At 72.6% G+C, this 20,586-nt stretch carries 20 protein-coding genes and 1 pseudogene; 14 read left to right on the forward strand and 7 right to left on the reverse strand.

The genetic code is table 11. The features are described 5' to 3' along the window. The first annotated feature begins 31 nt into the window (after positions 1 to 31). Positions 32 to 1,564 carry an alpha/beta hydrolase gene (locus AB0A63_RS35090; RefSeq protein WP_360399075.1) on the forward strand — a complete coding sequence of 511 codons (1,533 nt, stop codon included), beginning with the start codon at positions 32 to 34 and terminating at the stop codon, positions 1,562 to 1,564. A 267-nt stretch (positions 1,565 to 1,831) separates the two neighbouring features. On the opposite strand, the gene AB0A63_RS35095 is transcribed toward AB0A63_RS35090, so the two are convergent. Together AB0A63_RS35095 and AB0A63_RS35100 are read right to left on the reverse strand one after the other, a co-directional pair. Further along, positions 1,832 to 2,536, reverse strand: coding sequence for a DUF6319 family protein (locus AB0A63_RS35095; RefSeq protein WP_360399078.1), 705 nt, complete (start codon positions 2,534 to 2,536; stop codon positions 1,832 to 1,834). Positions 2,537 to 2,652: 116 nt separating this feature from the next. After that, a complete protein-coding gene (locus AB0A63_RS35100; RefSeq protein ID WP_360399081.1) occupies positions 2,653 to 2,895 on the reverse strand; it encodes a hypothetical protein in 243 nt (80 codons plus the stop codon). A gap of 148 nt (positions 2,896 to 3,043) precedes the next feature. Here AB0A63_RS35100 and AB0A63_RS35105 point away from each other — a divergent pair, with 148 nt between their 5' ends. Further along, positions 3,044 to 3,757, forward strand: coding sequence for a hypothetical protein (locus AB0A63_RS35105; RefSeq protein WP_360399084.1), 714 nt, complete (start codon positions 3,044 to 3,046; stop codon positions 3,755 to 3,757). 138 nt (positions 3,758 to 3,895) lie between these two features. Here the strand turns inward: AB0A63_RS35105 and ligD are convergent, their stop codons facing one another. Together ligD and AB0A63_RS35115 are read right to left on the reverse strand one after the other, a co-directional pair. Then, a complete protein-coding gene (gene ligD / locus AB0A63_RS35110) occupies positions 3,896 to 4,900 on the reverse strand; it encodes a non-homologous end-joining DNA ligase (RefSeq protein WP_360399087.1) in 1,005 nt (334 codons plus the stop codon). A 9-nt stretch (positions 4,901 to 4,909) separates the two neighbouring features. Continuing rightward, a complete protein-coding gene (locus AB0A63_RS35115; protein ID WP_360399090.1) occupies positions 4,910 to 5,512 on the reverse strand; it encodes a TetR/AcrR family transcriptional regulator C-terminal domain-containing protein in 603 nt (200 codons plus the stop codon). A 40-nt stretch (positions 5,513 to 5,552) separates the two neighbouring features. Here AB0A63_RS35115 and AB0A63_RS35120 point away from each other — a divergent pair, with 40 nt between their 5' ends. From AB0A63_RS35120 to AB0A63_RS35135, 4 genes are read left to right on the forward strand one after another with little or no spacing between them, the layout of a single operon-like run. Next, the gene (locus AB0A63_RS35120) at positions 5,553 to 6,698 is read left to right on the forward strand and encodes an acyl-CoA dehydrogenase family protein (RefSeq protein ID WP_360399093.1); all 1,146 of its coding nucleotides are present in this window, start codon (positions 5,553 to 5,555) and stop codon (positions 6,696 to 6,698) included. Positions 6,699 to 6,707: 9 nt separating this feature from the next. Beyond that, positions 6,708 to 7,877, forward strand: a complete 1,170-nt coding sequence (locus AB0A63_RS35125; protein WP_360399096.1) for an acyl-CoA dehydrogenase family protein — start codon at positions 6,708 to 6,710, stop codon at positions 7,875 to 7,877. Next, positions 7,877 to 8,602 (forward strand): MaoC/PaaZ C-terminal domain-containing protein, encoded by a 726-nt coding sequence (locus tag AB0A63_RS35130; RefSeq protein WP_360399099.1) that lies wholly within the window; start codon positions 7,877 to 7,879, stop codon positions 8,600 to 8,602. Before AB0A63_RS35125 ends, AB0A63_RS35130 begins: the two co-directional genes overlap by 1 nt. Positions 8,603 to 8,613: 11 nt before the next feature. Next, positions 8,614 to 9,174 carry a helix-turn-helix transcriptional regulator gene (locus AB0A63_RS35135; protein ID WP_360399102.1) on the forward strand — a complete coding sequence of 187 codons (561 nt, stop codon included), beginning with the start codon at positions 8,614 to 8,616 and terminating at the stop codon, positions 9,172 to 9,174. Positions 9,175 to 9,177: 3 nt separating this feature from the next. On the opposite strand, the gene AB0A63_RS35140 is transcribed toward AB0A63_RS35135, so the two are convergent. After that, positions 9,178 to 11,286, reverse strand: a complete 2,109-nt coding sequence (locus AB0A63_RS35140; RefSeq protein ID WP_360399105.1) for a helix-turn-helix transcriptional regulator — start codon at positions 11,284 to 11,286, stop codon at positions 9,178 to 9,180. 295 nt (positions 11,287 to 11,581) lie between these two features. Between AB0A63_RS35140 and AB0A63_RS35145 the strand changes: the two genes are divergently transcribed. Next, positions 11,582 to 11,962, forward strand: coding sequence for an SsgA family sporulation/cell division regulator (locus tag AB0A63_RS35145; protein WP_360399108.1), 381 nt, complete (start codon positions 11,582 to 11,584; stop codon positions 11,960 to 11,962). Here AB0A63_RS35145 and AB0A63_RS35150 read toward each other — a convergent pair. Then, positions 11,959 to 14,292 carry a helix-turn-helix transcriptional regulator gene (locus AB0A63_RS35150; RefSeq protein ID WP_360399111.1) on the reverse strand — a complete coding sequence of 778 codons (2,334 nt, stop codon included), beginning with the start codon at positions 14,290 to 14,292 and terminating at the stop codon, positions 11,959 to 11,961. The genes AB0A63_RS35145 and AB0A63_RS35150 overlap by 4 nt on opposite strands. A 41-nt stretch (positions 14,293 to 14,333) precedes the next feature. Beyond that, positions 14,334 to 14,981, reverse strand: coding sequence for a GntR family transcriptional regulator (locus AB0A63_RS35155; protein ID WP_360399114.1), 648 nt, complete (start codon positions 14,979 to 14,981; stop codon positions 14,334 to 14,336). A 107-nt stretch (positions 14,982 to 15,088) separates the two neighbouring features. On the opposite strand from AB0A63_RS35155, the gene AB0A63_RS35160 reads away from it, so the two are divergent. From AB0A63_RS35160 to AB0A63_RS35190, 7 genes and pseudogenes are all read left to right on the forward strand, one after another. Continuing rightward, positions 15,089 to 16,042: an asparaginase gene (locus AB0A63_RS35160; RefSeq protein ID WP_360399117.1), complete on the forward strand. Its 954-nt coding sequence runs from the start codon at positions 15,089 to 15,091 to the stop codon at positions 16,040 to 16,042. A gap of 64 nt (positions 16,043 to 16,106) precedes the next feature. Next, entirely contained in the window at positions 16,107 to 16,397 is a 291-nt protein-coding gene (locus AB0A63_RS35165) for a hypothetical protein (protein ID WP_360399120.1), read from the forward strand. A gap of 85 nt (positions 16,398 to 16,482) precedes the next feature. Further along, positions 16,483 to 16,905, forward strand: a complete 423-nt coding sequence (gene msrB, locus AB0A63_RS35170) for a peptide-methionine (R)-S-oxide reductase MsrB (protein ID WP_360399123.1) — start codon at positions 16,483 to 16,485, stop codon at positions 16,903 to 16,905. Positions 16,906 to 17,170: 265 nt separating this feature from the next. Continuing rightward, positions 17,171 to 18,055 carry a TIGR04222 domain-containing membrane protein gene (locus AB0A63_RS35175; protein ID WP_360399126.1) on the forward strand — a complete coding sequence of 295 codons (885 nt, stop codon included), beginning with the start codon at positions 17,171 to 17,173 and terminating at the stop codon, positions 18,053 to 18,055. 88 nt (positions 18,056 to 18,143) lie between these two features. Beyond that, positions 18,144 to 18,638: pseudogene (locus AB0A63_RS35180) on the forward strand (TIGR04222 domain-containing membrane protein); the annotation flags it as partial. 85 nt (positions 18,639 to 18,723) lie between these two features. After that, the gene (locus AB0A63_RS35185; protein WP_360399129.1) at positions 18,724 to 19,740 is read left to right on the forward strand and encodes a TIGR04222 domain-containing membrane protein; all 1,017 of its coding nucleotides are present in this window, start codon (positions 18,724 to 18,726) and stop codon (positions 19,738 to 19,740) included. After that, on the forward strand, positions 19,740 to 20,558 hold the full coding sequence (locus tag AB0A63_RS35190; protein ID WP_360399132.1) for a DUF692 domain-containing protein: 819 nt from the start codon (positions 19,740 to 19,742) through the stop codon (positions 20,556 to 20,558). The genes AB0A63_RS35185 and AB0A63_RS35190 overlap by 1 nt, the downstream gene beginning before the upstream one ends. Positions 20,559 to 20,586: the final 28 nt, after the last annotated feature.

Here is a 20,586-nt window from a genome sequence, read left to right on the forward strand (position 1 = left end):
AGCCCGAGTTGGACGGAAGTGAGGAACACCTGTGCGTCGCGCTGCCCTGGTCCTGCTGGCAGTGAGCGTGCTGACGGCGTGCAGCGCCGGGCCGTCGCTGCGGCCGGTGATCGCGGTCAGGGGCGAGGGCGACCAGCCCGCCGACCAGAGCGCGCTCGCGGGACCGCAGCCCGTTCCGCCGCTGGAGGACTACCGGTCGGACTCGCTCGCGTGGTCGCCGTGCGGCGAGCAGATGCGCGACCGGATCGGCACGAACGTGCCCGAGGGCGACCAGAAGTACGAGTGCGCGCGGATGAGCGTGGTGCTCGACCCGCCGGGACGGCCCGGCCGCGGTTCGCTCAGCGTCTCGCTGACCCGCGTCGGCTCCGGCAAGAGCGCGCTGGTCGTGGTCGGCGACCCCGCCGGGGAGTCCGGCACGGTGAAGGCCGCGCGGCTCGCGGCGGCGCTGCCGGAGGACCTGCTCACCACCTACACGATCATCGGCGTGGACCGGCGCGGCACCGGCCGGTCCGAGGGCATGGCCTGCGTGCCGTCCGGGACGCGTGCGGCGCTCGTCGAGTACGACCCGGCCGAGCCCGAGCAGTCCCAGCTGGTGGTCGCGGCCGGTGAGGCGGCGCAGGAGTGCGTGCTCGACCTGGAGGGCAGGCTGACCGCGTTCGACTCGTGGCGCGCGGCCGCCGACCTCGAACGGCTCCGCGACCACCTCGGCACCGACCGGCTGAACCTGCTCGGCATCGGGGAGGGCTCGCGGGTCGTCACGACCTACGCCCAGCGCTACCCGAACCGCATCGGCCGCACCGTGCTCGACGGCGCCCCCGACCCGACGCTCGACCAAGCCGGTGTCCTCGAGTCCCGCGCGGCGGCCGCCGAGGCGACGTTCGAGGCCTTCGCCCGCGACTGCCTGGCCCGCGGCTGCGCGCTCACCAAGCCGCGCGACGACGTGAACGGCCTGCTCACCCAGCTGCGCACCACCCGCATCCGCGGCGAGTACGTGGACCTGACGGCCGGGTCCGCGCTGAACGCGATCCTGTCCGGCCTGGGCGACCGCTCCCGCTGGCCCGCGCTCGCCGACGCGGTCGTGAAGGCCCGCGCGGGCGACGGCACCGCGCTGTTCACGTTCCTCAACCCGCTGGTCGGCGACCTCGACGAGAACCCGCCGCGCTTCGACGCCGGCCTCGTGATCGGCTGCAACGACACCACCACCCGCATCCCACCCGACCGGGTGAAGGCGCTGGCGACGGACTGGCAGGGCAAGCACCCGCTGTTCGGCACGCTGTTCGCCCGGCAGCTGCTGCACTGCAGCCCGTTCCCGGTGCCGTCGCTCGCGAAGGTGGACCCGCTCAAGAGCGCGCCGCCGATCGTGCTGCTCAGCACCGCCGACGACCCGGCCACGCCCGCCTCGGGCACCGAGCACGCGGCGCAGCGGCTGCCGGGGTCGGTGCTGATCGGCTGGCAGGGCAGCGGGCACGGGGCACTCGGGGTGTCGGGCTGTGCGACCACCGCGGTGCGCGACTACCTGGTCGAGGCGAAGGTGCCGACGAACGGCACGGTCTGCCCGCCCTGATCCCGCAGGACAGCAGCAGGGGGAGCCTTCCGCGGTCGGGAAGGCTCCCCCTGCTCGGTTCTGGTGTCAGCAGCTCGAACAGCAGCCGCAGCCGGGCCCCGTGCACCCGGAACAGCATCCACACGTACCCATCAGGGCCTCCCGTTTTCACGCCGGACCAGCGGGACCTCCGCGCGTTCCACGGTCCGCCCCGCCACCGGCCCTGGGAAGCCCCCTCACCCGAACGCGGCCACACCACCACCGGTGCGGTCGCAGCCGGTGACCGCGTTACGCGCCCAGGTCCTCCAGCGCCTTCTGCGCTGCCTCCAGTTCGGCGCGCAGCTGCTCCACGCGGGCGAGCTGCTGGGCACGCGCCGCGTTCAGCACGCCCTCGACGATCTCGGCGACCTCGGGCGTGAGCAGCTTCGCGGCCTGCGCGACGGCGGCCGGCGAGACCGCCGTCGGCCGCACGGACTTGCGCGCGCCCTGCATGACCTCGACGGTCCACTCGCCCTCACCGGCGCTCACCAGGGTGATGGTGACCTCCGGCGCCGCCTTCGCACCGCCCTGCTTGCGGGCGGGCTTCGGCGGCGGGGGCGCCTCGACTGCGGGAGCGGGTTTCGGCTTGGGGGCCGCGGGCTTCACCGGCACCTCCGGGACGTAGGGGTACTCGACCACAGTCTCCCGCGGCGGCTCGGGCTGCGCGGCGGGTGGTGCGGCGGGCTTCTTGCGGGGCGGCGGTTTCTCCAGCGTCAGCTCGGACGGGCCGAACGACATCTCGTCCTTCGACCCCGTCGGCCGCACCTGGATGAAGTCGCCCTCCTCCGGGTCGGTGAAGGCGAGCACCTTCGCCGACCTCCCCGCCTCCATGCCCACCGCGGCCGCCGTGAACCACACCAGCGGCTGAGTGCCCCCGTCGAGCTGTGAGCGCAGGTCGCCGACGTCCTCCGCCGACAGCCCGCTCTTCTTCGCCATCGCGCTGCCTCCCGCCATTCGAACACCTGTGCCCCAGCATGCCCTACACCCCTGACAATTCTGAGCACCGGGTCGACGGCAAGATCAAGTCACGGGAACCGTGCGGTGAAAGCGCTCTCAGGCGAACGGGCCGGTCACGCCTCTTCTGCGCGCAGCCGGTACTCGCACCCGTACTCGACCACGTAGGCGAGGTCGTAGACGTGCACGATCTTGGGGCCGCCGTGCAGGTGCACGTACGTGACCGTCTGCTTCGGCTCCTCCGGCACGGAGGGCAGCGAGTCCACGCGCCCGTCGAGGGGACCGCCGACGTACCGGACGACGTAGGGCTGGGCCATGGCGACCTCCTCTCGTTCCGCCCAGTCTACGAGGTCACCCACCGGATCCAGAGCGGGTACAGCCGGTTGGCCCACCTGCCGGACGACCGGACGGCCAGCGCGTCACCCCTGCTCGCGCACCCGCGACGGCTGCCTGGGCGGGACTACCGTCCGGGAGGTCAGGCACCCCACTGGAACACGAGGCCCGCTCATGGCCGATGGCCCCACCGACCAACTCCGCAGCCCCGTCCTCATCGAACTGTGCCTGCTGCTGCGCGACTTCCTCGACGACCTCGACCTGACCGACCTGAACGACGACGACCTTTACCGGCACATCGCCTTCGCGGTATCCCTTCAGCACTCCGGCCGTGACTTCACCGCGCGGCCCGCTCCGGAGCTCGACCACGTCGCAGCCGCCGTGCTGCGGCGGCTGGCAACCGGGCCCCTGGGCGATCCCTCACTGCGGTCGCCCCAGGCGCGGTACGCGACGGACGCGACACCGCACGAGGTCCAGGTAGCCGATGAACCCACAGGTACCGACAAACCGGTCGGAGCACTGTGGACCTCGTCCCTCCTGCCGGGCGGCACCAGCACGTGGCAGTGGGGAGAGTGGGCGGAGTTCGGCCGGACGAGACCGCTGTCCACCGTCACCTTCGACCCGGCGGGCGTCCGGTTGTTCACCATCGGCTCGCCCTCCGACTACGGGCGGCTGGTGACCCGCTACCCGCACTCGTCAGCGGGACGCGCTCGGGTCTGCTGGAGTCGCGCCGCCGAAGACCTCGATGCCGTGCACCTGACCGTGACCGGCCTCCTCACAGCGCACCACGTCCCGGTCAGGACGCCGCACGGCACCGCCGTCCTCACCGGCTGGGACGCCGAATCCACCGCCTGGCTGCACCTGCCGCCCGGCTTCCAGCAGCACTGAACCCAGGGCGCAGGAACGAGTTTCCCAGCCCTAAGCGGGTTGCCAGCTGTTGTGCCTGTGATGCCCCGAGTTCCCGCCCCTTGCTCTGCTGGCGTCTGCAAGGAGGGGGCGGGGCGGACAAGACCTCTGGCCAGGTGCTCAGTTCTTCTTCCGAGAAGGCTGCACCCGCAGCGGCTCGCCCGGCATCTTCGGGTAGTCCGGCGGGTACGGCATCTCCCCGCGCGGGTCTGCCGCGTACCACTCCAGCAGCGTCTCGATCCCGAACGCCTCCGAGTCCAGCCCCGCGTGCGGGTCCCCGCGCTCGGCCAGGTAGGAGGGCACGGTCAGCACGTCGAAGTCGTCCGGGTCCACAGTGGACAGCTCGTCCCACGTCACCGGCGTCGACACGGTGGCACGCGGGGTGCCGCGCACCGACCAGGCCGACGCGATCGTGCGGTCGCGGGCGGCCTGGTTGAAGTCGATGAACACCCGCTCGCCGCGTTCTTCCTTCCACCACGCCGAAGTCGCCAGAGACGGCGCCCGCTTCTCCACCTCGCGGGCCAGCGCGATCACCGCGTGCCGGACGTCGACGAAGTCCCACTCTGGCCGGATCCGCACCGCCACGTGGATGCCACGACCGCCGGACGTCTTCGGGTGACCGGTGAGGCCCGCGTCGGCCAGCACCTCGCGCAGCACGCCGGCGACCCGTGCGGCGTCGCGGAAGCCGGTGCCGGGCTGCGGGTCCAGGTCGATGCGCAGCTCGTCGGGCAGGTCGACCAGCGGGCGGCGGACGGGCCACGGGTGGAAGTCGAACGTGCCGAGGTTCGCCGCCCACACGACCACGGCCTCCGAGGTCGGGCAGATCTCGTCGGCGGGGCGGCCGGACGGGAACCTCACCGTCACCGTCTCGACGTAGTCGGGGGCGCCCTTGGGCACGCGCTTCTGGTAGAACGCCTCGCCCTCCACGCCGTCGACGTAGCGCTTCAGGACGACCGGGCGGTCGCGCAGGACGGACAGCAGCACGGGCGCGACCGTGCGGTAGTACTCCACCACCTGGAGCTTCGTGATGCCTCGCGCGGGAAAGTACGGCTTGTCCGGGTTGGACACCCGCACCAGCCGGTCACCGACCTCGAGCTCGATCGCCTTCGACTTCGCAGCAGCCACGCCGAAACACTAGAGGCCCCGCACGAACGCCGCGAGCGCCAGCTCGAAGCTGTCGCGGTCCAGCTCGCGGGCCACACCGGGCAGCAGGTGGGCGCGGTCGAGGTGCGGGTAGCGGCCGGAGTAGGCGGCGGGGTCGGAGGAGAAGCCGCTGGAGAACGAGCTGAGCGCGGAGCCGAAGACGATGTACATGACGCCCGCGGCGATCATCGTGGCCTCGCGGCGGGACCAGCCGGCGTCGACCAGGGCGCCGTGCATCACGTCCAGGCGCTTGAGCGACTCCTCGCGGCCGGCGGGGCCGTAGGCCAGGAACGGCACGATGTTCGGGTGCGACGCCAGCGCCTCGCGGTAGGAGCGCGCGCACTGGACGAGTCCGGCGCGCCAGTCGCCCGAGGCGAAGCCGGACACGTCGATCGTGGCGAGGATCGCCGCGGCCACGTCGTTGAGCAGGGCGTCCTTGGTCTTCACGTGCCCGTAGAGCGACGCGGCCTGCACGCCGAGCTCCGCGGCCAGCCTGCGCATCGACAGGCCGTCGAGGCCGTCGCGGTCGATGATGGCCAGTGCCACCGACCGGATCCGGTCGGGGCTCAACAGAGGGGTGCTCGGCCGCGGCATGTGAGTTAACCTAACACTGTTCGGTTTATCGGGAGGGCCTGTGGACTTGACGCTTTCTGACGAACACCGGCAGCTCAGGGAGCTGGCCCGGCGGTTCACGGACGAGCGCATCGTCCCGCACGCGACCCGGTGGGACCGCGAGGAGGCCATCGACCGCGCGCTCGTGCCGCAGCTCGGCGAGGTCGGCTTCCTCGGGCTGGGGATCGACGAGGCCCACGGCGGCTCCGGCGGTGACAACCTCGCGTACTGCCTGGTCCTGGAGGAGGTCGCCCGGGGTGACAGCGCGGTGCGCGGGATCATCTCCGTGTCGCTCGGGCTGGTCGCGAAGTCGATCGCGCGGCACGGCACCGAGGAGCAGAAGCAGCGCTGGCTGCCCGGTCTGACCAGCGGCGAGCTGGTCGGCTGCTTCGCGCTCACCGAACCCGGCACCGGCAGCGACGCGGGCAGCCTCGCCACCAGGGCCACCAGGTCCGGTGACGGCTGGGTGCTCGACGGCAGCAAGGTCTTCATCACCAACGGCACGTGGGCCGACGTCGCCCTGGTGTTCGCCCGCACCGGCGGACCGGGGCCGAAGGGCGTCAGCGCGTTCCTCGTCCCCACCGCGACCGAGGGGTTCACCGCCACCGAGGTCAAGGGCAAGCTCGGCATGCGCGGCCAAGCTACCGCCGAGATCACCCTGCAGGGGGTGCACGTCGGCGCGGACGCCCTGCTCAGCGAGGAGGGCTTCAAGCTCGCGATGGGCGCGCTCGACAAGGGCCGCATGTCCGTCGCGGCGGGCTGCGTCGGTGCCGCCCAGGGTGCGCTCGACGCCGCTCTCCGCTACGCCGGGGAACGCGAGCAGTTCGGCAAGCCCATCGCGGGCTTCCAGCTCGTGCAGGAGCTGCTCGCCGACATGGCCGTGGAGACCGAGGCCGCCCGGCTGCTCACCTGGCGGGCCGCCGACCTCGCCGACCGGGGCCTGCCCCTGAGCACCGCGGCGTCCATGGCCAAGCTCTACGCCAGCGAGGCCGCGGTCAAGGTCGCGAACAACGCGATCCAGGTGTTCGGCGGCTACGGCTACATCGACGAGTACCCGGTGGGCAAGTTCCTGCGCGACGCCCGCGTCACCACCCTCTACGAGGGCACCAGCCAGATCCAGAAACTGCTCATCGGCCGGGCGCTGACCGGCATCAACGCGTTCGTCTAAGGGAGAGAAATGGACTTCACGCTCGACGCCGAGCAGAAGGAGATCCGCGACTGGGTGCGGACCTTCGTGCGCAAGGAGATCGTCCCGCTGGAGCCGGAGGTGCTGCGCCGGGAGCGCGCCGGGCAGCCCGGCCTGCCCAAGGACGAGCTGAAGGCGTTGCAGGACAAGGCGAAGGCGGCGGGCTTCTTCGGCGTGCTGACGCCGCAGGAGTACGGCGGCATGGGCCTGGGCGCGCTGATGACCGCGCTCGTCGAGGCCGAGCTGGGCCGCAGCTTCGTGCCGTTCCGCTTCGGCGGCTACGCGGACAACATCCTGTTCCACGGCAACGAGGAGCAGAAGCAGCGCTACCTGCTGCCGACGATCTCCGGCGAGCGCGTCTCGTGCTTCGCGATCACCGAGCCCGGTGCCGGCAGCGACGCCAAGGCCATCCGCACCTCCGCCGTCCGCGACGGCGACGAGTGGGTCATCAACGGTGAGAAGACCTTCATCACGCAGGGCAACGAGGCCGACTTCGTGATGGTGTTCGCCGTGACGGACAGGGAGAAGGGCGCCGACGGCGGCGTCACCTGCTTCCTCGTCGACCGCGACATGGGCTGGAAGTCCGAGCCCATCCCGACCATGGGCCAGTGGGGCCCGGCCGCGCTGGTGTTCGACAACGTGCGCGTGCCGCACGAGAACATCCTCGGCGAGGAGGGCAAGGGCTTCCACCTCGCCATGCAGTGGATCGGCCAGGGCCGCTACCTGCTGCCCGCCCGCGCGCTGGGCAGCGTCGAGCGGCTGGTCGAGATGGCGGTGGAGCAGGCGAAGAACCGCGTCACGTTCGGCCAGCCGATCGCCGAGTACCAGGCCATCCAGTGGATGATCGCGGACTCCGCGGTCGAGATCGAGGCGCTGCGCTGGCTCGTGCTGCACGCGGCGTGGCTCGTGGACCAGAAGCAGGACTCGCGGCAGGCGCAGTCCATCGCGAAGCTCTACGGCGGCATCAAGGCCAACGAGATCGTCGACCGCGTGCTGCAGATCCACGGCGGCATGGGCTACACCCGCGAGCTGCCGATCGAGCGCTGGTACCGCGAGCTGCGGCTGCTGCGGATCTACGAGGGCACCGACGAGATCCAGCGCCGCACGATCGCCCGCAACCTGCTCAAGGGCCACGCGAACGTCCGCGGCACCCTCGGGTAATGCTCGACCACGGCATCCTCGGTGTCGTCGAACGACAGGTCCGCACCTGGTCGTCCGGCGACGCCGAGGTGTACGCGGCCGCGGTCGGCGGGTTCTCCCCCGCCTTCGCCATCCCGCTGCTGCAGCACGGCGGCCCGCAGCTCGGCCTGACCGGCGCCGACATGACACGCGTGCTGCACGCCGAGCAGTCGCTGTGGCTGCACGGGCCGTTGCCGCGCGAGGGTTCGACGGTCGTCACGAAGACCGTCACGGACATCCTCGACAAGGGCTCCGGCGCGCTCGTGGTGAGCACCTGGGAGTCGGAGTACGCGTCCACCCGCTCGTCGTGCTTCGTCAAGGGCGAGGGCGGCTTCGGCGGTGCGCGGGGCACGACCCGCGAGTTCGCGGTGCCGGCCGCCGAACCGGAGGTGACCGTCGTCCGCACCACCGCCGACCAGGCGCTGCGCTACCGCGAGACCGGTGACGTCAACCCGATGCACCACGACCGGGAGTTCGCGCGGGCGGCCGGGTTCGACCGCCCCGTACTGCACGGCCTGTGCACGCTCGGGATCACCGTGCGCGGCAGGGAGTTCACCGAGCTGCACGCGCGGTTCACCGCCCCGGTGCTGCCCGGTGACGAACTGCGGGTCGAGCACTGGCCCACCGGCGAGTTCCGCACGTCGGTGGCCGGGCGGCAGGTGCTGATCGGTTCGGTTTTCCGAAGTGGACGCACACCGGACCGGTGAACCATCGGGGCATGAGTTCCGCCCTCGCCCTCGTGGACGCCGGGATCGAACCGGTCCGCGTCGCCGTCGACTCCCGTGACCTGATCAGCGCCGCAGGGGTGGCGCACCTGCTGAAGAGCTCCCCTCGGGTGCGGGTGGTGTCCGACCGCGCCGACGCGCACGTGCTGCTGGCCGTGGTGAACGAGCTGTGCGCGCAACAGGCCGCACGGCTCAAGGCCATCGCGGCACCCCGTGTCGTCGTCATCGCCGCACGGCTGCACGACCTCACGCCGTCGATCGCCGCGCAGGCCGGGCTCCCGGTGCCGGTGCGCCGCGCCGACGTCACCACCGAACGGCTGGAGAAGCTGCTGCTCGGCGGGCAGCCCGTCACCGGGGCCGGGTCGGTGCTGAGCGACCGCGACGTGCAGCTGCTGCGGTTGCTCGCCGAGGGCGCCACCGTCGCGGAGGTCGCGCAGCGGCTGTTCTGCTCGGAGCGGACCGTGAAGTACGCGCTGCACCAGGTGCTGGAGCGGTTCGGGCTGCGCAACCGGGTGCACGCGGTGGCGTGGGCGATCCGCTCCGGCCTGCTGTGAGGTTCAGTCGCCGAACACCGCGGAGAGCTGCACCCGCCGGCTGATGCCGGTCTTGCGGTAGACGCGGGTGAGGTGCAGCTCGACCGCCCGTTGCGTGACGCCGAACCGGGTGGCGATGGCCCGGTTCGTCTCGCCGGCGAGCGCCAGCCGGACGATGCGCGACTCGTGCGGCGTCAACCGGCCCCACGCCGCCCCGATCCGCCGGACCGGTTCCCGCGCGGTGGCCCTCGCGCCGAGCCGTGCCTTCGCCGCTGCCGCGACCAGCCGCCACGGCGCGATCGCCGGGTTGTCCGCGCGCCACAGCGCGAGCCGCTCGCCGCACTCGGTCGCGTCGGCCAGCGCCGCCCGCGGTGAGCCCAGCTCCAGGTGCATGCGGCCGCGGTGGTGCAGCAGCGTCGTGCACACCCACGCCGGCGGCAGCGTGCCCGCGTAACCCAGGCGCCCCAGCAGTTCCGCAGCCTCGTCCGGCACGCCACCGTCCACAGCGGACGCCACGAACGCCGCCGCTCCCAGCGCCGCACAGCCCCGCGCGGGTGAGGTCCGCGCCGTCAGCTCCCGCACCAGCCGGGACACCGCGGCGTGGTCGCCGTTCGCCCGGTGCGCCCACGCCTCCAGCGCCACCAGCCAGTCGTCCTCGGCACCGACCAGCCGCGCCCGCAGCCGCGGTACGAGCTCCAGCAGCACGGCCGCGTAGTCGGACGTGCTGTGCAGCAACGCGAGCCCGGCGAACACCAGGTCCGGCACCGCGTCGCCGGCACCGTCCGCGACCGCGCCCAGCACCCGCTCGGCGAGCTCGGCGCAGTCCCCGCGCAGGCTGAGCCAGAACGCCCGCAACGCCGGCCCGCCGCTCCGGTCGGCCGCACCGGCGTGCGCCGCGCTGACGGCGCTCGCGACCGGTCCGAGCTCCAGCCCGAGCAGCTCCTCGTCGCACTGCCAGTCGAGCACCACGGCATCGAGCCGGTCCCCGCCCGCGAGCCGGCCGAGCTCACCGGCGCGGGGCGCGACGCCGCAGCGCAGGTGCAGCTCCGCCAGGCCGTCCGCCACCTCGGCCGCGACCCGGTCGTCCATCGGTTCGCGCACCGCCGCGCGCAGGCACCGCGCCGCGTCCCCGGCCCGTCCCGCCGCCCGGTGCAGCCGGGCCGCCGCCGACAGCACCGGTGCCGCCCACGGCTGCGCGACGGGTTCCGCGCACGCCACGACGTGCCCGGCCACGGCGGTCGCGGTGTCACGGCGCCGGTGCAGGACGCGGGCCGCGGTGCGGTGCAGCCGTTCGCGGTCCCGTGGCGCCATCTCGTGCCGGACCGCGTGCCCCAGGGCGGGCGAGCAGACCCGCATCGGCCCGTCGGCGGCGACCCGTGCGTCCACCAGCCGTTCGAACGCCGCCAGGGCCTCCAGCGACGGCGTCCCGGCCACCTCGCACAGCACGTCCAGCGACGTCTCCCCGAGCACGGCGAGCGCGCGGCCGACGGCCACCGCCCCGGCGTCGAGGGAGTCCCAGCGCCGCCGCACGGCGCGCAGCAACCGCGGCAGCCGCAGCGACGGCAGCGTGTCGCGCAGGCACGCCGCCGTGAAACCTCCCTCAGCCACCAGGTCCAGCGCGTCGCTCAGCACGCCGGCCGCACCGCCGCTGAAGCGCAGGAACAGCCGGGTCACCTCCGGCGGCACCTCGGCACCTGCCCGGCGGCGCACCAGCTCGGCCACCGCCTCGGCACCGACCGGCCGCACCGCCACCCGTTCCGCGTCCGGCAGCAGGACCGGCACCGCGTCCGGGTCGAGGTCGCCGGCCACCAGCACCGGTCCGCGGAACCGCGCGAGCCGCTGGAGCTGCTCCGCGGGCAGCTGGTCGGCGTCGTCGACCACCAGCACAGCGCGCCGGTCGGCACCGGGCCACGCCCGCACCGGTGTCAGTCCGCTGCGCACCGCGATCGACGACGCGACGGCCAGCAGCGCGCTCTTGCCCGTGCCGACGGCGCCGTGCACCACGCACGACCGCCCGGCACCGAGCGCCTCGGCCAGCGCGGCGACCTCCCGTTCGCGGCCGACGAGCCGGCCGGCCACTTGACCCGGCACCGCACCGGCCGGTCGCGGGCGGCGGGCAGAAGGGGCACTCATGTCACCCGTCCTTTCTGGGACGGATTCCAGGAAATCGCCTCGTCAGCGGAAGGACCATGCAGAACGACCGGCAGAAGTCCCGCCGCCGCGCACCGGCTGGGACGAGGGCCACAGCGCCGCCGTCGCACGTCGGAAAGCCGCTCGGACCGTCCGATCAGGCAAATCTCATCAGATTGGCGCCGCGCGCTCGTTTCAGGGCCGGTGGAAACAGGAAACCGGTCCACGTACTCGTGAACCATTTCAGTGCCGGCCACGTGAACCCAGGTGAACCACCGGCGAACATTCGGGAGCTCCCATGCGGGTCGCGTCACGCACCGTCTTCGACTTCGTCCGTGCCGACGGCGCGACCGCACCCGTGGACACCGAGCTGGTCTACACCGGCGAGGACCCGTTCGCCGTCTCGATGCACTTCCACGCGGGCGACGCGGCGGCGACCTGGATCATGGGCCGCGACCTGCTGCGGGACGGCCTGTCGCGGCCGTCGGGCAAGGGTGACGTGCGGGTGCGCCCGAGTGGCAGAGCGGTGGTGCTGGAGCTCGTCTCCTCCCGGCACACCACGGTGCTGCGGGTGCCCCTGGCGACCCTGCGCGAGTTCCTCGACGCCGCCTACTGCCTGGTCCCGGCGGGCTCGGAGCGGTTCGACGCGGACGCGTTCCTCAGCACGGTCCTCCGCTAAGCCGTCAGCGCGATGCCGAGCGTTTCCGCCACGTCGTGCTGGAGCTTCGTCATGCCAGGCGACTCGTAGCCCTCGCTCTCAGCCAACGCGCGCACGCGGTGCCGTGTGGCAGCGTCGTGGTCTCCCATCCGATCGCACGTCTGCGCGAGCTCGATCAGCACGGACACCCTGGCCTCCGGGTCACCCATGCCCTCGGCCGCGCGGGCGAACTGTTCACGCGCCTCCCCGCACCGGCCGGCGGCGCTGAGTGCACGGCCCCGGCTGTGCCGCACCATCGCGCGCAGACCGCCGAACTCGCCGATCAACGCGTCCGCCTCGGCCACGACCGTCAGCGCCCGCTCCGGGTCCCCCGCGGCGGTGAGGCTGTCGGCGAGCCGCAGCAGCAGCTGCGCCGTGTTCTCCTTCGCCACACCGCGCTGGGTGCCGCGCACGGCCCGTTCCTCCGCGATGGCCGCGAGGTGGGTTTCCACGGCGTCGGCGACGCGCCCGGTGCGTTGCAGCACCACGCCGGTGAACGACAGCGCGAACACCACCGCCATCGGCAGCCCGGCCCGGCGGAACAGCTCGGCGGCGCGCCGGCCGTGCGTGACCGCCGTCGCCTGGTCGCCCCTGCGGGTCTCGATGCCCGCGCGGTAGTAGTGCGCCCACGCCGTCTCCAGCACCGAACCGCACTCCTGCGCCACCCGCAGCGCCGCCTCGTGGGCCTCCAGGGCAGCGGGCAGGCGGACAGCACGGGCGAAGTACACCCACGACACGAAGTTGAGCTGTTTCGCTTCGTCTTCCTTGCGGCCGAGTGCGCGCGCTGCGTCGACACCGGCCGTGTAGACCTCCAGCCACAGATCGCTCTGGCCACGGTGGTCGGAGTACCAGTGCATCGCGTTCGCCAGTGCCAGCACGGCTTTGTGGTCACCCGCGCGCACGGCCTCCCTCAGCGCACCACGCCAGTTCGCCACCTCCGCGAGCAACCAGCGGTCCGCGCACTCCAGGTCCGCCGCGCCCTGCTCGTCCGGGTGGAACAACGCCGCCGTGGCCGTCGTGGTGGTCATCAGCCAGTTCCGCGTCCGCAGGCGGTGCTCGTCGATGCCGGGTTCTTCGCCGTGCAGGCGTTCGCGCGCGTAGTCCCGGATCAGGTCGTGGAACGTGTACCGGCCGGGGAGGTCACCGGGACGCACGAGACTCGCGTCGACCAGCTCCTCCAGCAGCGCCTCCGCGTCGTCGGGCGGGACCCCGGCGGCGACGGCGGCGAGCTCGACCGACGTGTCGTGGCCGGGCACCAGCGCGAGCCTGCGGAACACCGCGGCGGTCCCCGGTGCGAGCAGCCGGTAGGACAGCTCGAACGCGGTCCGCACCTGGACGTCGCCGGTGGCGAGCACGTCGAGGCGCGCACGTTCGTCGGAGAGCTGCTCGGCGAGCCGGCGCAGCGACCGCGGCCCGGTGAGCCGGTGGCCCGCGATCGCGAGCGCCAGCGGGATGCCGCCGCACAGCCCCGCGACCGCACCCGCGGCCTCCCGGTCGGCCGCCACGCGGTCACCGGCCACCGCTGCGAGCAGCGCGACGGCGTCGTCGCGGCCGAGCGGACCGAGCTCGACGCGGTGCCGGGCGACGAGGCCCGCCAGGACGTTGCGGCTGGTCACGAGCACGAGCGAGCCGGGTGCGGCGGTGAGCAGCGGGCGGACCTGGGCTTCGTCGGCGGCGTTGTCGAGCACCAGCAGCACCGCGCGGTCGCGCATCATCGAGCGGTGGAGCCGGTCGCGGTCGGCCGGGTCGGACGGCATCCGGGCGTCGGGCACGCCGAACGCGGTGAGCAGCCGGGTGACCGCCCGGTCGGCCGGCAGCGGTTCGGCGTCCACGCCGCGCAGGTCCAGGTACAGGCAGCCGTCGGCGAACGACCCGGCGAACCGGTGCGCGGCGTCCACGGCGAGCGCGGTCTTGCCCACGCCGGGCGGCCCGTGCACGACGACGACGTCGAGCACCTGCGCCGTACCGGCCGCCCGCACGCGGTCCGCGAGCTCGCGCCGCGCCGACTCGCGGCCGGTGAGCTCCGTGGCGGGCGGCGGTGCGCAGGCGGTCCGGTCAGCGTGGTCGGGCCGCGGCTGCCCCGCCTCGCCCAAGCGGGCCAGCGTGCCGAACTCCCCCGCCTCGCCCAGGTCCAGCCCCAGGCCGGTGACGAGCAGGTCGACGGTCGTCGCCTGTGGTGTGTGGACGCGACCGCGTTCGAGGTCGCTCAACGCGCGCACGCTCAGCCCTGTGCGAGACGCGAGCTGTTCCTGCGTGAGTCCGGCCCTGCGGCGGTAGAACCGCAGGAACTCACCGAACGTCGTCCCGCGCATTCCCCCGCCTTCGCACACCCACCTCGTCCGACGGCGATTATTCAGGCCTTGAGGCTCGTCAGCATCTGCGCGCACACTCGGGACAGATGGCGGCGCATCACACCCGAAGCGCGCGCCGCGTCACCTTCCTCGACCGCGCGCACGAGCTCGTCATGGTCGTCCAGCGACGCGTGCTGGTGCGGCGGGTCGTCCTCCAGCGCGCTGCGCAGCAGCACCACCCGTTGCTGCACCAGCCACACCTGCTCGGCGATCCGCGGGCTGCGCGCGGCCTCCAGCAACGCCCGGTGGAACGCGAGGTCCAGCCGGTACGGGAACGGTTGCCCCGCCGTGTAGTCGCGCCGCGACTCGGCGCACACCTCGTGCAGCCGCACCAGGTCGACGTCGGTGCGCCGGGACGCCGCCAGCTCCGCCGCCGCGCACTCCAGCGCCGTGCGCAGCTCGAACAACGCCCGCACCTCGTCCTCGTCGGCCGCCGGCACGAACGCGCCCCGGTGCGGCACGAGCGTCAGCAGCCCCTCCGAGGCCAGGTGCCGGATCGCCTCGCGCAGCGGGCCGCGGCTGATGCCGAGCTGGTGGGCCACCTCGACCTCGTTCACCCGCGACCCGGCGGGGATGACCCCGGTCAGCACCTGCTCGCGCAGGACGTCGACCGCCTGGCCGGCCAGGCTCAGGTGCAGCGGAGGTGTCACGTTCGTCTCCTGATCTGGACGGCACCGACCGTCCGGGGGTTACATTAGGTGCGTAGTCAACTGTCGACAGTTGGCAGTTCTGTTCTTCGGTCGTGAGGGAGGGCGTCATGGGGCACGAGGTGGTCGCGGAGGTCTGGCGGGGCGACTTCCTGGAGTCGGTGCACCACGGCACCGTCGTGGCGACGGACGCGACCGGCACCCCGGTGCTCTCGGTCGGCCGGCCCGGCGACGTGGCGTTCCCCCGGTCGTCCAACAAGCCGCTGCAGGCGCTCGCGATGCTGCGCAGCGGCCTCGACCTCGACGGCGAGCTGCTCGCACTGGCCTGCGCCTCGCACTCCGGCGAGGACTTCCACGTCGAGGGCGCCCTGCGCATCCTCGCCGGTGCCGGGCTCACCGAGGACGCCCTGCGGTGCACGCCCGACCTCCCCCTGGGCGAGGTGGCCCGCGCCCGGCACCTCGCCCGCGGCCTGGACGCGGCCCCGAAGTACATGAACTGCTCCGGCAAGCACGCCGCGATGCTCGCGACCTGCGTCGTCAACGGCTGGTCGACCGAGGACTACCTCGACCCGGCGCACCCGCTGCAGGTGGCCACCCGCGCCACCATCGAGGACGTCGCGGGCGAGCCGGTCGCCCAGGTGGGCGTCGACGGTTGCGGCGCACCGATCTTCGCGATCAGCCTGACCGCTCTCGCCAGGGCGTTCGGGCTGCTCGCCGGTGCCGAGGAGGGCACGCTGGAGCACCGGGTCGCCGCCGCCATGAACGCCTTCCCGCAGTGGGTCGGCGGCACCGGCCGCGACGTCACCGAGCTGATGGACGCGCTGCCCGGCGTGATCGCCAAGGACGGCGCCGAGGGCGTCTACGCGGTGGGCCTGCCGAGCGGTGAGGGCATCGCGCTGAAGATCGCGGACGGCTCGTCGCGCGCCCGCGCGGTGGTCGTCGTCGCCGTGCTCAAGCGCCTCGGCGTCGACGTCGGGAAGGCCGCCGGACTCGCGACCGTGCCGGTGCTCGGCCACGGCAGGGCGGTCGGCGCGGTCCGGCCCTCGCTCGCCGTCGCCAGCTGAACGGCCGCGCGGATCACCGCTTCGCACCGGTGGAACCCGGCCCTCAGCCACTAAGCTGGTGGTCATGGGCGATTCGAAGGACGAGCGCGAGCAGATCCAGGAGGAGCTGATCGGCCTCGACCCGCAGGACCCGGAGACGAAGGCGTTCGCCGCGCACCTCGACCGGATGAAGCGCGAACGCCCCGGCTACACCGTCGAGGGCTACCTGGACGGGGTGCAGGACTTCGCCGACTCCGCGAACCGCACGACCGGCCACCAGCGCCTGGTGGCCGTGTTCGTCGTGGGGCTGATCCTGCTCGGCGTGGTGCTCACGATCTGGTTCGCGCTGAGCGACATCATCGCCATCATCTTCTGAACCAGTCCTTAACGGGGTCTTACGCCTGCGCCCCTCGATGCCCCCGCCGGGAAGCCCAGCGACCGCCGCGGCGTTATAAAGGGTCATGGAACCTGTTGTCGGCACCACTCCCAAGATCGTGCGCTCCGAAGAGGAATGGCGCACCCAGCTCAACCCCGCCGAGTTCGCGGTGCTGCGGCAGGCCGGCACCGAACGGCCCTGGAGCGGCGAGTACGTCGAGACCAAGACCGAGGGCGTCTACGAGTGCCGTGCGTGCGGCGCGGAGCTGTTCCGCAGCGACACCAAGTTCGACTCGCACTGCGGCTGGCCGTCGTTCTTCTCACCGCTGGCGGGCGACTCGGTCATCCTGCGCGAGGACCGGACGCTCGGCATGAAGCGCGTGGAAGTGCTCTGCGCCACGTGCCACAGCCACCTCGGGCACGTTTTCGAAGGTGAGGGGTACCCCACACCGACGGACCAGCGCTACTGCATCAACTCCGTCTCCTTGAAACTCGTTCCGTCCGAATAGGAGACTGGGCCGGGTCCGGCGGAACGGCCGGACAGAACCTGGGAGGCGCGATGATCTTCACCGAGTTCGGCACCGACGGCGAGGGCTCCAGCGGGGTCGACGGCGGCTCCTCCAGCTGAGCCGCGTTCCCCGCCCACGGGCGGAAACCGCGACCGGGAGCGGGCAACCCTAAGGCTTCGTCAACAAGCCTTGTGAGCCTGTGGCGCGGACCACACCATGAACGTCACCCAAGCAAGGTCTTGGGGGCAGTCAGGGGGTGGGTCGCATGAGGCCTTGGGGATTGTCCGGACCGGAGTTCCTCCAGCTCTACTGGATCGGGCTGGCACTGGCCGTGCTGGTCGCGATCGTGTTCCGGGTGCGCGCACGGGCCGGTGGGAGCCAGCCCGTGCGCCTGCTCGACGTGGACGAGATCGCCTACCTGGTGGGCGGTCCGCGGCGCGTGGTCGAGACGGCCATCGCCCGCCTGCTCACCGCGGGTGAGCTCAGGGTCTCCCGCCGTGGCGCCGTTCAAGCCACCAACTCCGCGCAGTCGCGCAACCCCGTGGACCGCGCCGTGCTCGCCGACAGCCGGCGCTACCAGAACCGCACGGTCTCCCTGCTGGTCCTGACGATGACCGGCGACCCCGCCGTCACCTCGATCGGCCGCCGCCTCGAGGACATGGGTCTCCTCATCCGCCCGGAGGCCGCGAAAAGCGCGCGGCGCAACGGATCGGTGTTGTTCTGGTTGCTGTTCGCGGTCGGCGTGGTGCGCTGGGTCAACGGCATCGCGATCGACGCACCCGTCGGCTGGCTGTCCCTGCAGCTCGTCCTCACCCTCCTGCTGCTCTTCCTCGTCACGCGGCGCGGCAAGCTCGTGCGCACGACCAAGGGGGATCGCGCTTTCGACGACGCCCGCACCGCAAGGGGTGGGGAGACCCGCCCGGACCACGAGACCTTCGTGGGCGCGGCCGCGCTGGTCGCCCTCGGGGGCCTCGCCGTCTACCCGGACCTCGCGGTGCGCAGCTCGTTGCTCGCCGCACCGGCCGGGACGTCGGCGGGCTACACCGGTGGCAGTTCGTGTTCGTCGAGCTCCTCCTCGTGTTCGGGCGGGAGCAGCTGCGGCGGTGGCGGTGGCGGGGGCGGCTGCGGCGGAGGCGGCGGCGGCTGCTGAGCCCACGGTGCCGTTCGGGTAACGAGAGGAACCGAGCAGCGGATTCCACGTCGAAGGTGCGACGGCACCAGTGGAACGGGGAGTGCTGATGGCCAAGTCTTCGACCAGGACCGACTGGTCCGCAGAGGAGATCGGGTACCTGGCAGGGGGACCGGACAGGGCGGCGCAGGCCGCACTGGCCCGGCTGATGGACGGCGGTCTGGTGCGGGTCTCCCGCGAGGGGCTCGTGACCGCCGTCCACCAGAACGGCTACGGCGCCACGACCCGGATCGAGGCCAAGGTCCTGGCCGGGGTCCAGGGTGCCGGTCAGCCGATGCGCTCGGTCGTGGCGTGGGCCGCCCGCAGCCCGGAGATGGCCTCGCTGCAGCAGAGCCTGGTCGACCGGGGTCTGCGGCGGCGCAAGGTCAGCGGGTCCACCGGCCTCCAGGTGGTCTGCATCCTGATGACCGTCCTGTTCTTCGGCATCGGGTTCGCCGAGCACGTGTTCTGGGTGTTCGCCGCGCTGACGGCGTTCCTGGCGTTCCTGGTCCGCAGGAGGGGCCCGCTGACGCCCCTGGGCAGCACCGTGCTGAAGTACGCACGGCACAACATGCTCAGCCGGCCGCACACCGTGGCGACCCGCGGTCTCACGCCGGGCAAGCGCAGCAGGCGGTCCACTTCGGACAACGGTGGCTGGCACTACACCGCCGGGTCCGGCTACGTCTACACCTGCGGCGCGGCGTCGAACTGCGCCGGGAGCGGCTGCGGTTCCGGCAGCGGCTGTTCGAGCAGCGGCTGCGGCGGTTCCAGCAGCGGCTGCGGCAGCTCCAGCAGCAGTTGCAGCAGTTCCAGCAGCAGTTGCAGCAGTTCGAGCAGCAGCTGCGGCAGTTCGAGCAGCTGCGGCTCCAGCAGCTGAGGGGGAAGACCGGATGACCACGACGACGCCCCAGGGCACCCGGCTGTCCGCGGAGGAGATCGGGTACCTGACGGCGGGACCCGGCCGGGCCGCGGAGACCGCGCTGGCCCGGCTGGTCGACACCGGCGCGGTCCGGGTGTCGCGCGACGGGCTCGTGACGGCCGTGCGCCAGGACGGCCAGGCCGCGACCACGTCGCTGGAACGGCAGGTCCTCGACCAGCTGAGCACCGCCGTGCGGTTCGAGCTGGTCGTGGAGTCCGCCGCGTTCAGCCCGGAGGCGCAGGCGCTGCACCGGTACCTGGTGGCGCGGCGGCTGATGCAGCCGTCACGCCGGCGCAGTGACGCCTGGTGGACCTACCTCGTGCTCGCCGCCGCCCTGCTCCTGCTCGGGGTCGTGTCCTCGCCGATGTTCCTCATCGGTGTGCCGGTCGCCGTTCTGCTGGTCGTCTGGGCCCGTGGCCGCGAGCCGCTCACCAAGGCGGGCCGGCAGGCCCTCCTGCACGCCACCGCGCACGACCGGGTGCACGCGGTGGCGGTGCACGGGTTCTGCGGGAAGGTCGACGGGCGCCCGGTCGCCGGGCTCTTCGGCCTGTCGCAGAGCGTGGTGCGGATGTTGCCGCGCAAGGGCCACCTGAAGAAGTCCACTCCGGACCGCGGCGGGTCGTCGTGCGGCAGCTGTGGTGCCGGGTGTGGTAGCAGTGGATGCGCTTCGAGCGGCAGCGGCTGTTCGTCGAGTGGTGGCAGCAGCTGCGGCGGTGGTGGCTGCGGCGGTGGCGGAGGAGGCGACTGATGGCGGTCATCAAGGACCTGGGCGTCGGCATCGGCTGGCGGTCGGAAATCGACCTGACCGTGGAACGGCTGCCCGGCGTGGACTTCGTGGAGGTCGTCGCCGAGAACCTGCACACCGGCCACCTGCCGGAGTCGGTGACGATCCTGCTGGAGCGCGGCATCCCGGTGCTCCCCCACGCCGTGTCGCTGTCGCTGGGCGGCGCGGAGGAGGTCGACCTCCAGCGCGTCGAGCACCTCGCGTCGGTCGCGGAGGCCGTCGGTGCTCCGCTGGTGAGCGACCACGTGTGCTTCGTGCGCGCGGGCGGGCTCGACTCGGGGCACCTGATGCCGGTGCCGCGGACCAGGGACGCGCTCGACGTGCTCGTCGCGAACGTCAAGCGCGCCCAGGAGCACCTGCCGGTGCCGCTCGCGCTGGAGAACGTCGCCGCGCTGCTGGAGTGGCCGGACGGCGAGCTGACCGAGGGCCAGTTCCTGGCCGAGCTCGTCGAGCGCACCGACTGCTGGTTGCTCGTCGACGTCGCGAACCTCTACGCCAACGCCCGCAACATCGGCACAGACCCGCAGCGGTTCCTCGACGAGATCCCGCTGGAGCGCCTGGCGTACGTGCACGTGGCCGGCGGCGAGCAGCACGGCGACATCTACCACGACACGCACGCCCATGCGGTGCTGCCCGAGGTGCTCGACGTGCTCGACGAGCTGTGCTCGCGCGTCGCGCCTCCCGGTGTTCTGCTCGAACGCGACGACAACTACCCGTCGGACACCGAAATCTCGTCCGAGCTGACCGCTATCCGCGCGGTGGTGGACAAACACCGTGACTGAGAAACACGACCACATTGACGCTTCGGCT

Origin of the sequence: Lentzea sp. NPDC042327 (assembly GCF_040647275.1) — a bacterium.
Taxonomy (GTDB): domain Bacteria; phylum Actinomycetota; class Actinomycetes; order Mycobacteriales; family Pseudonocardiaceae; genus Lentzea.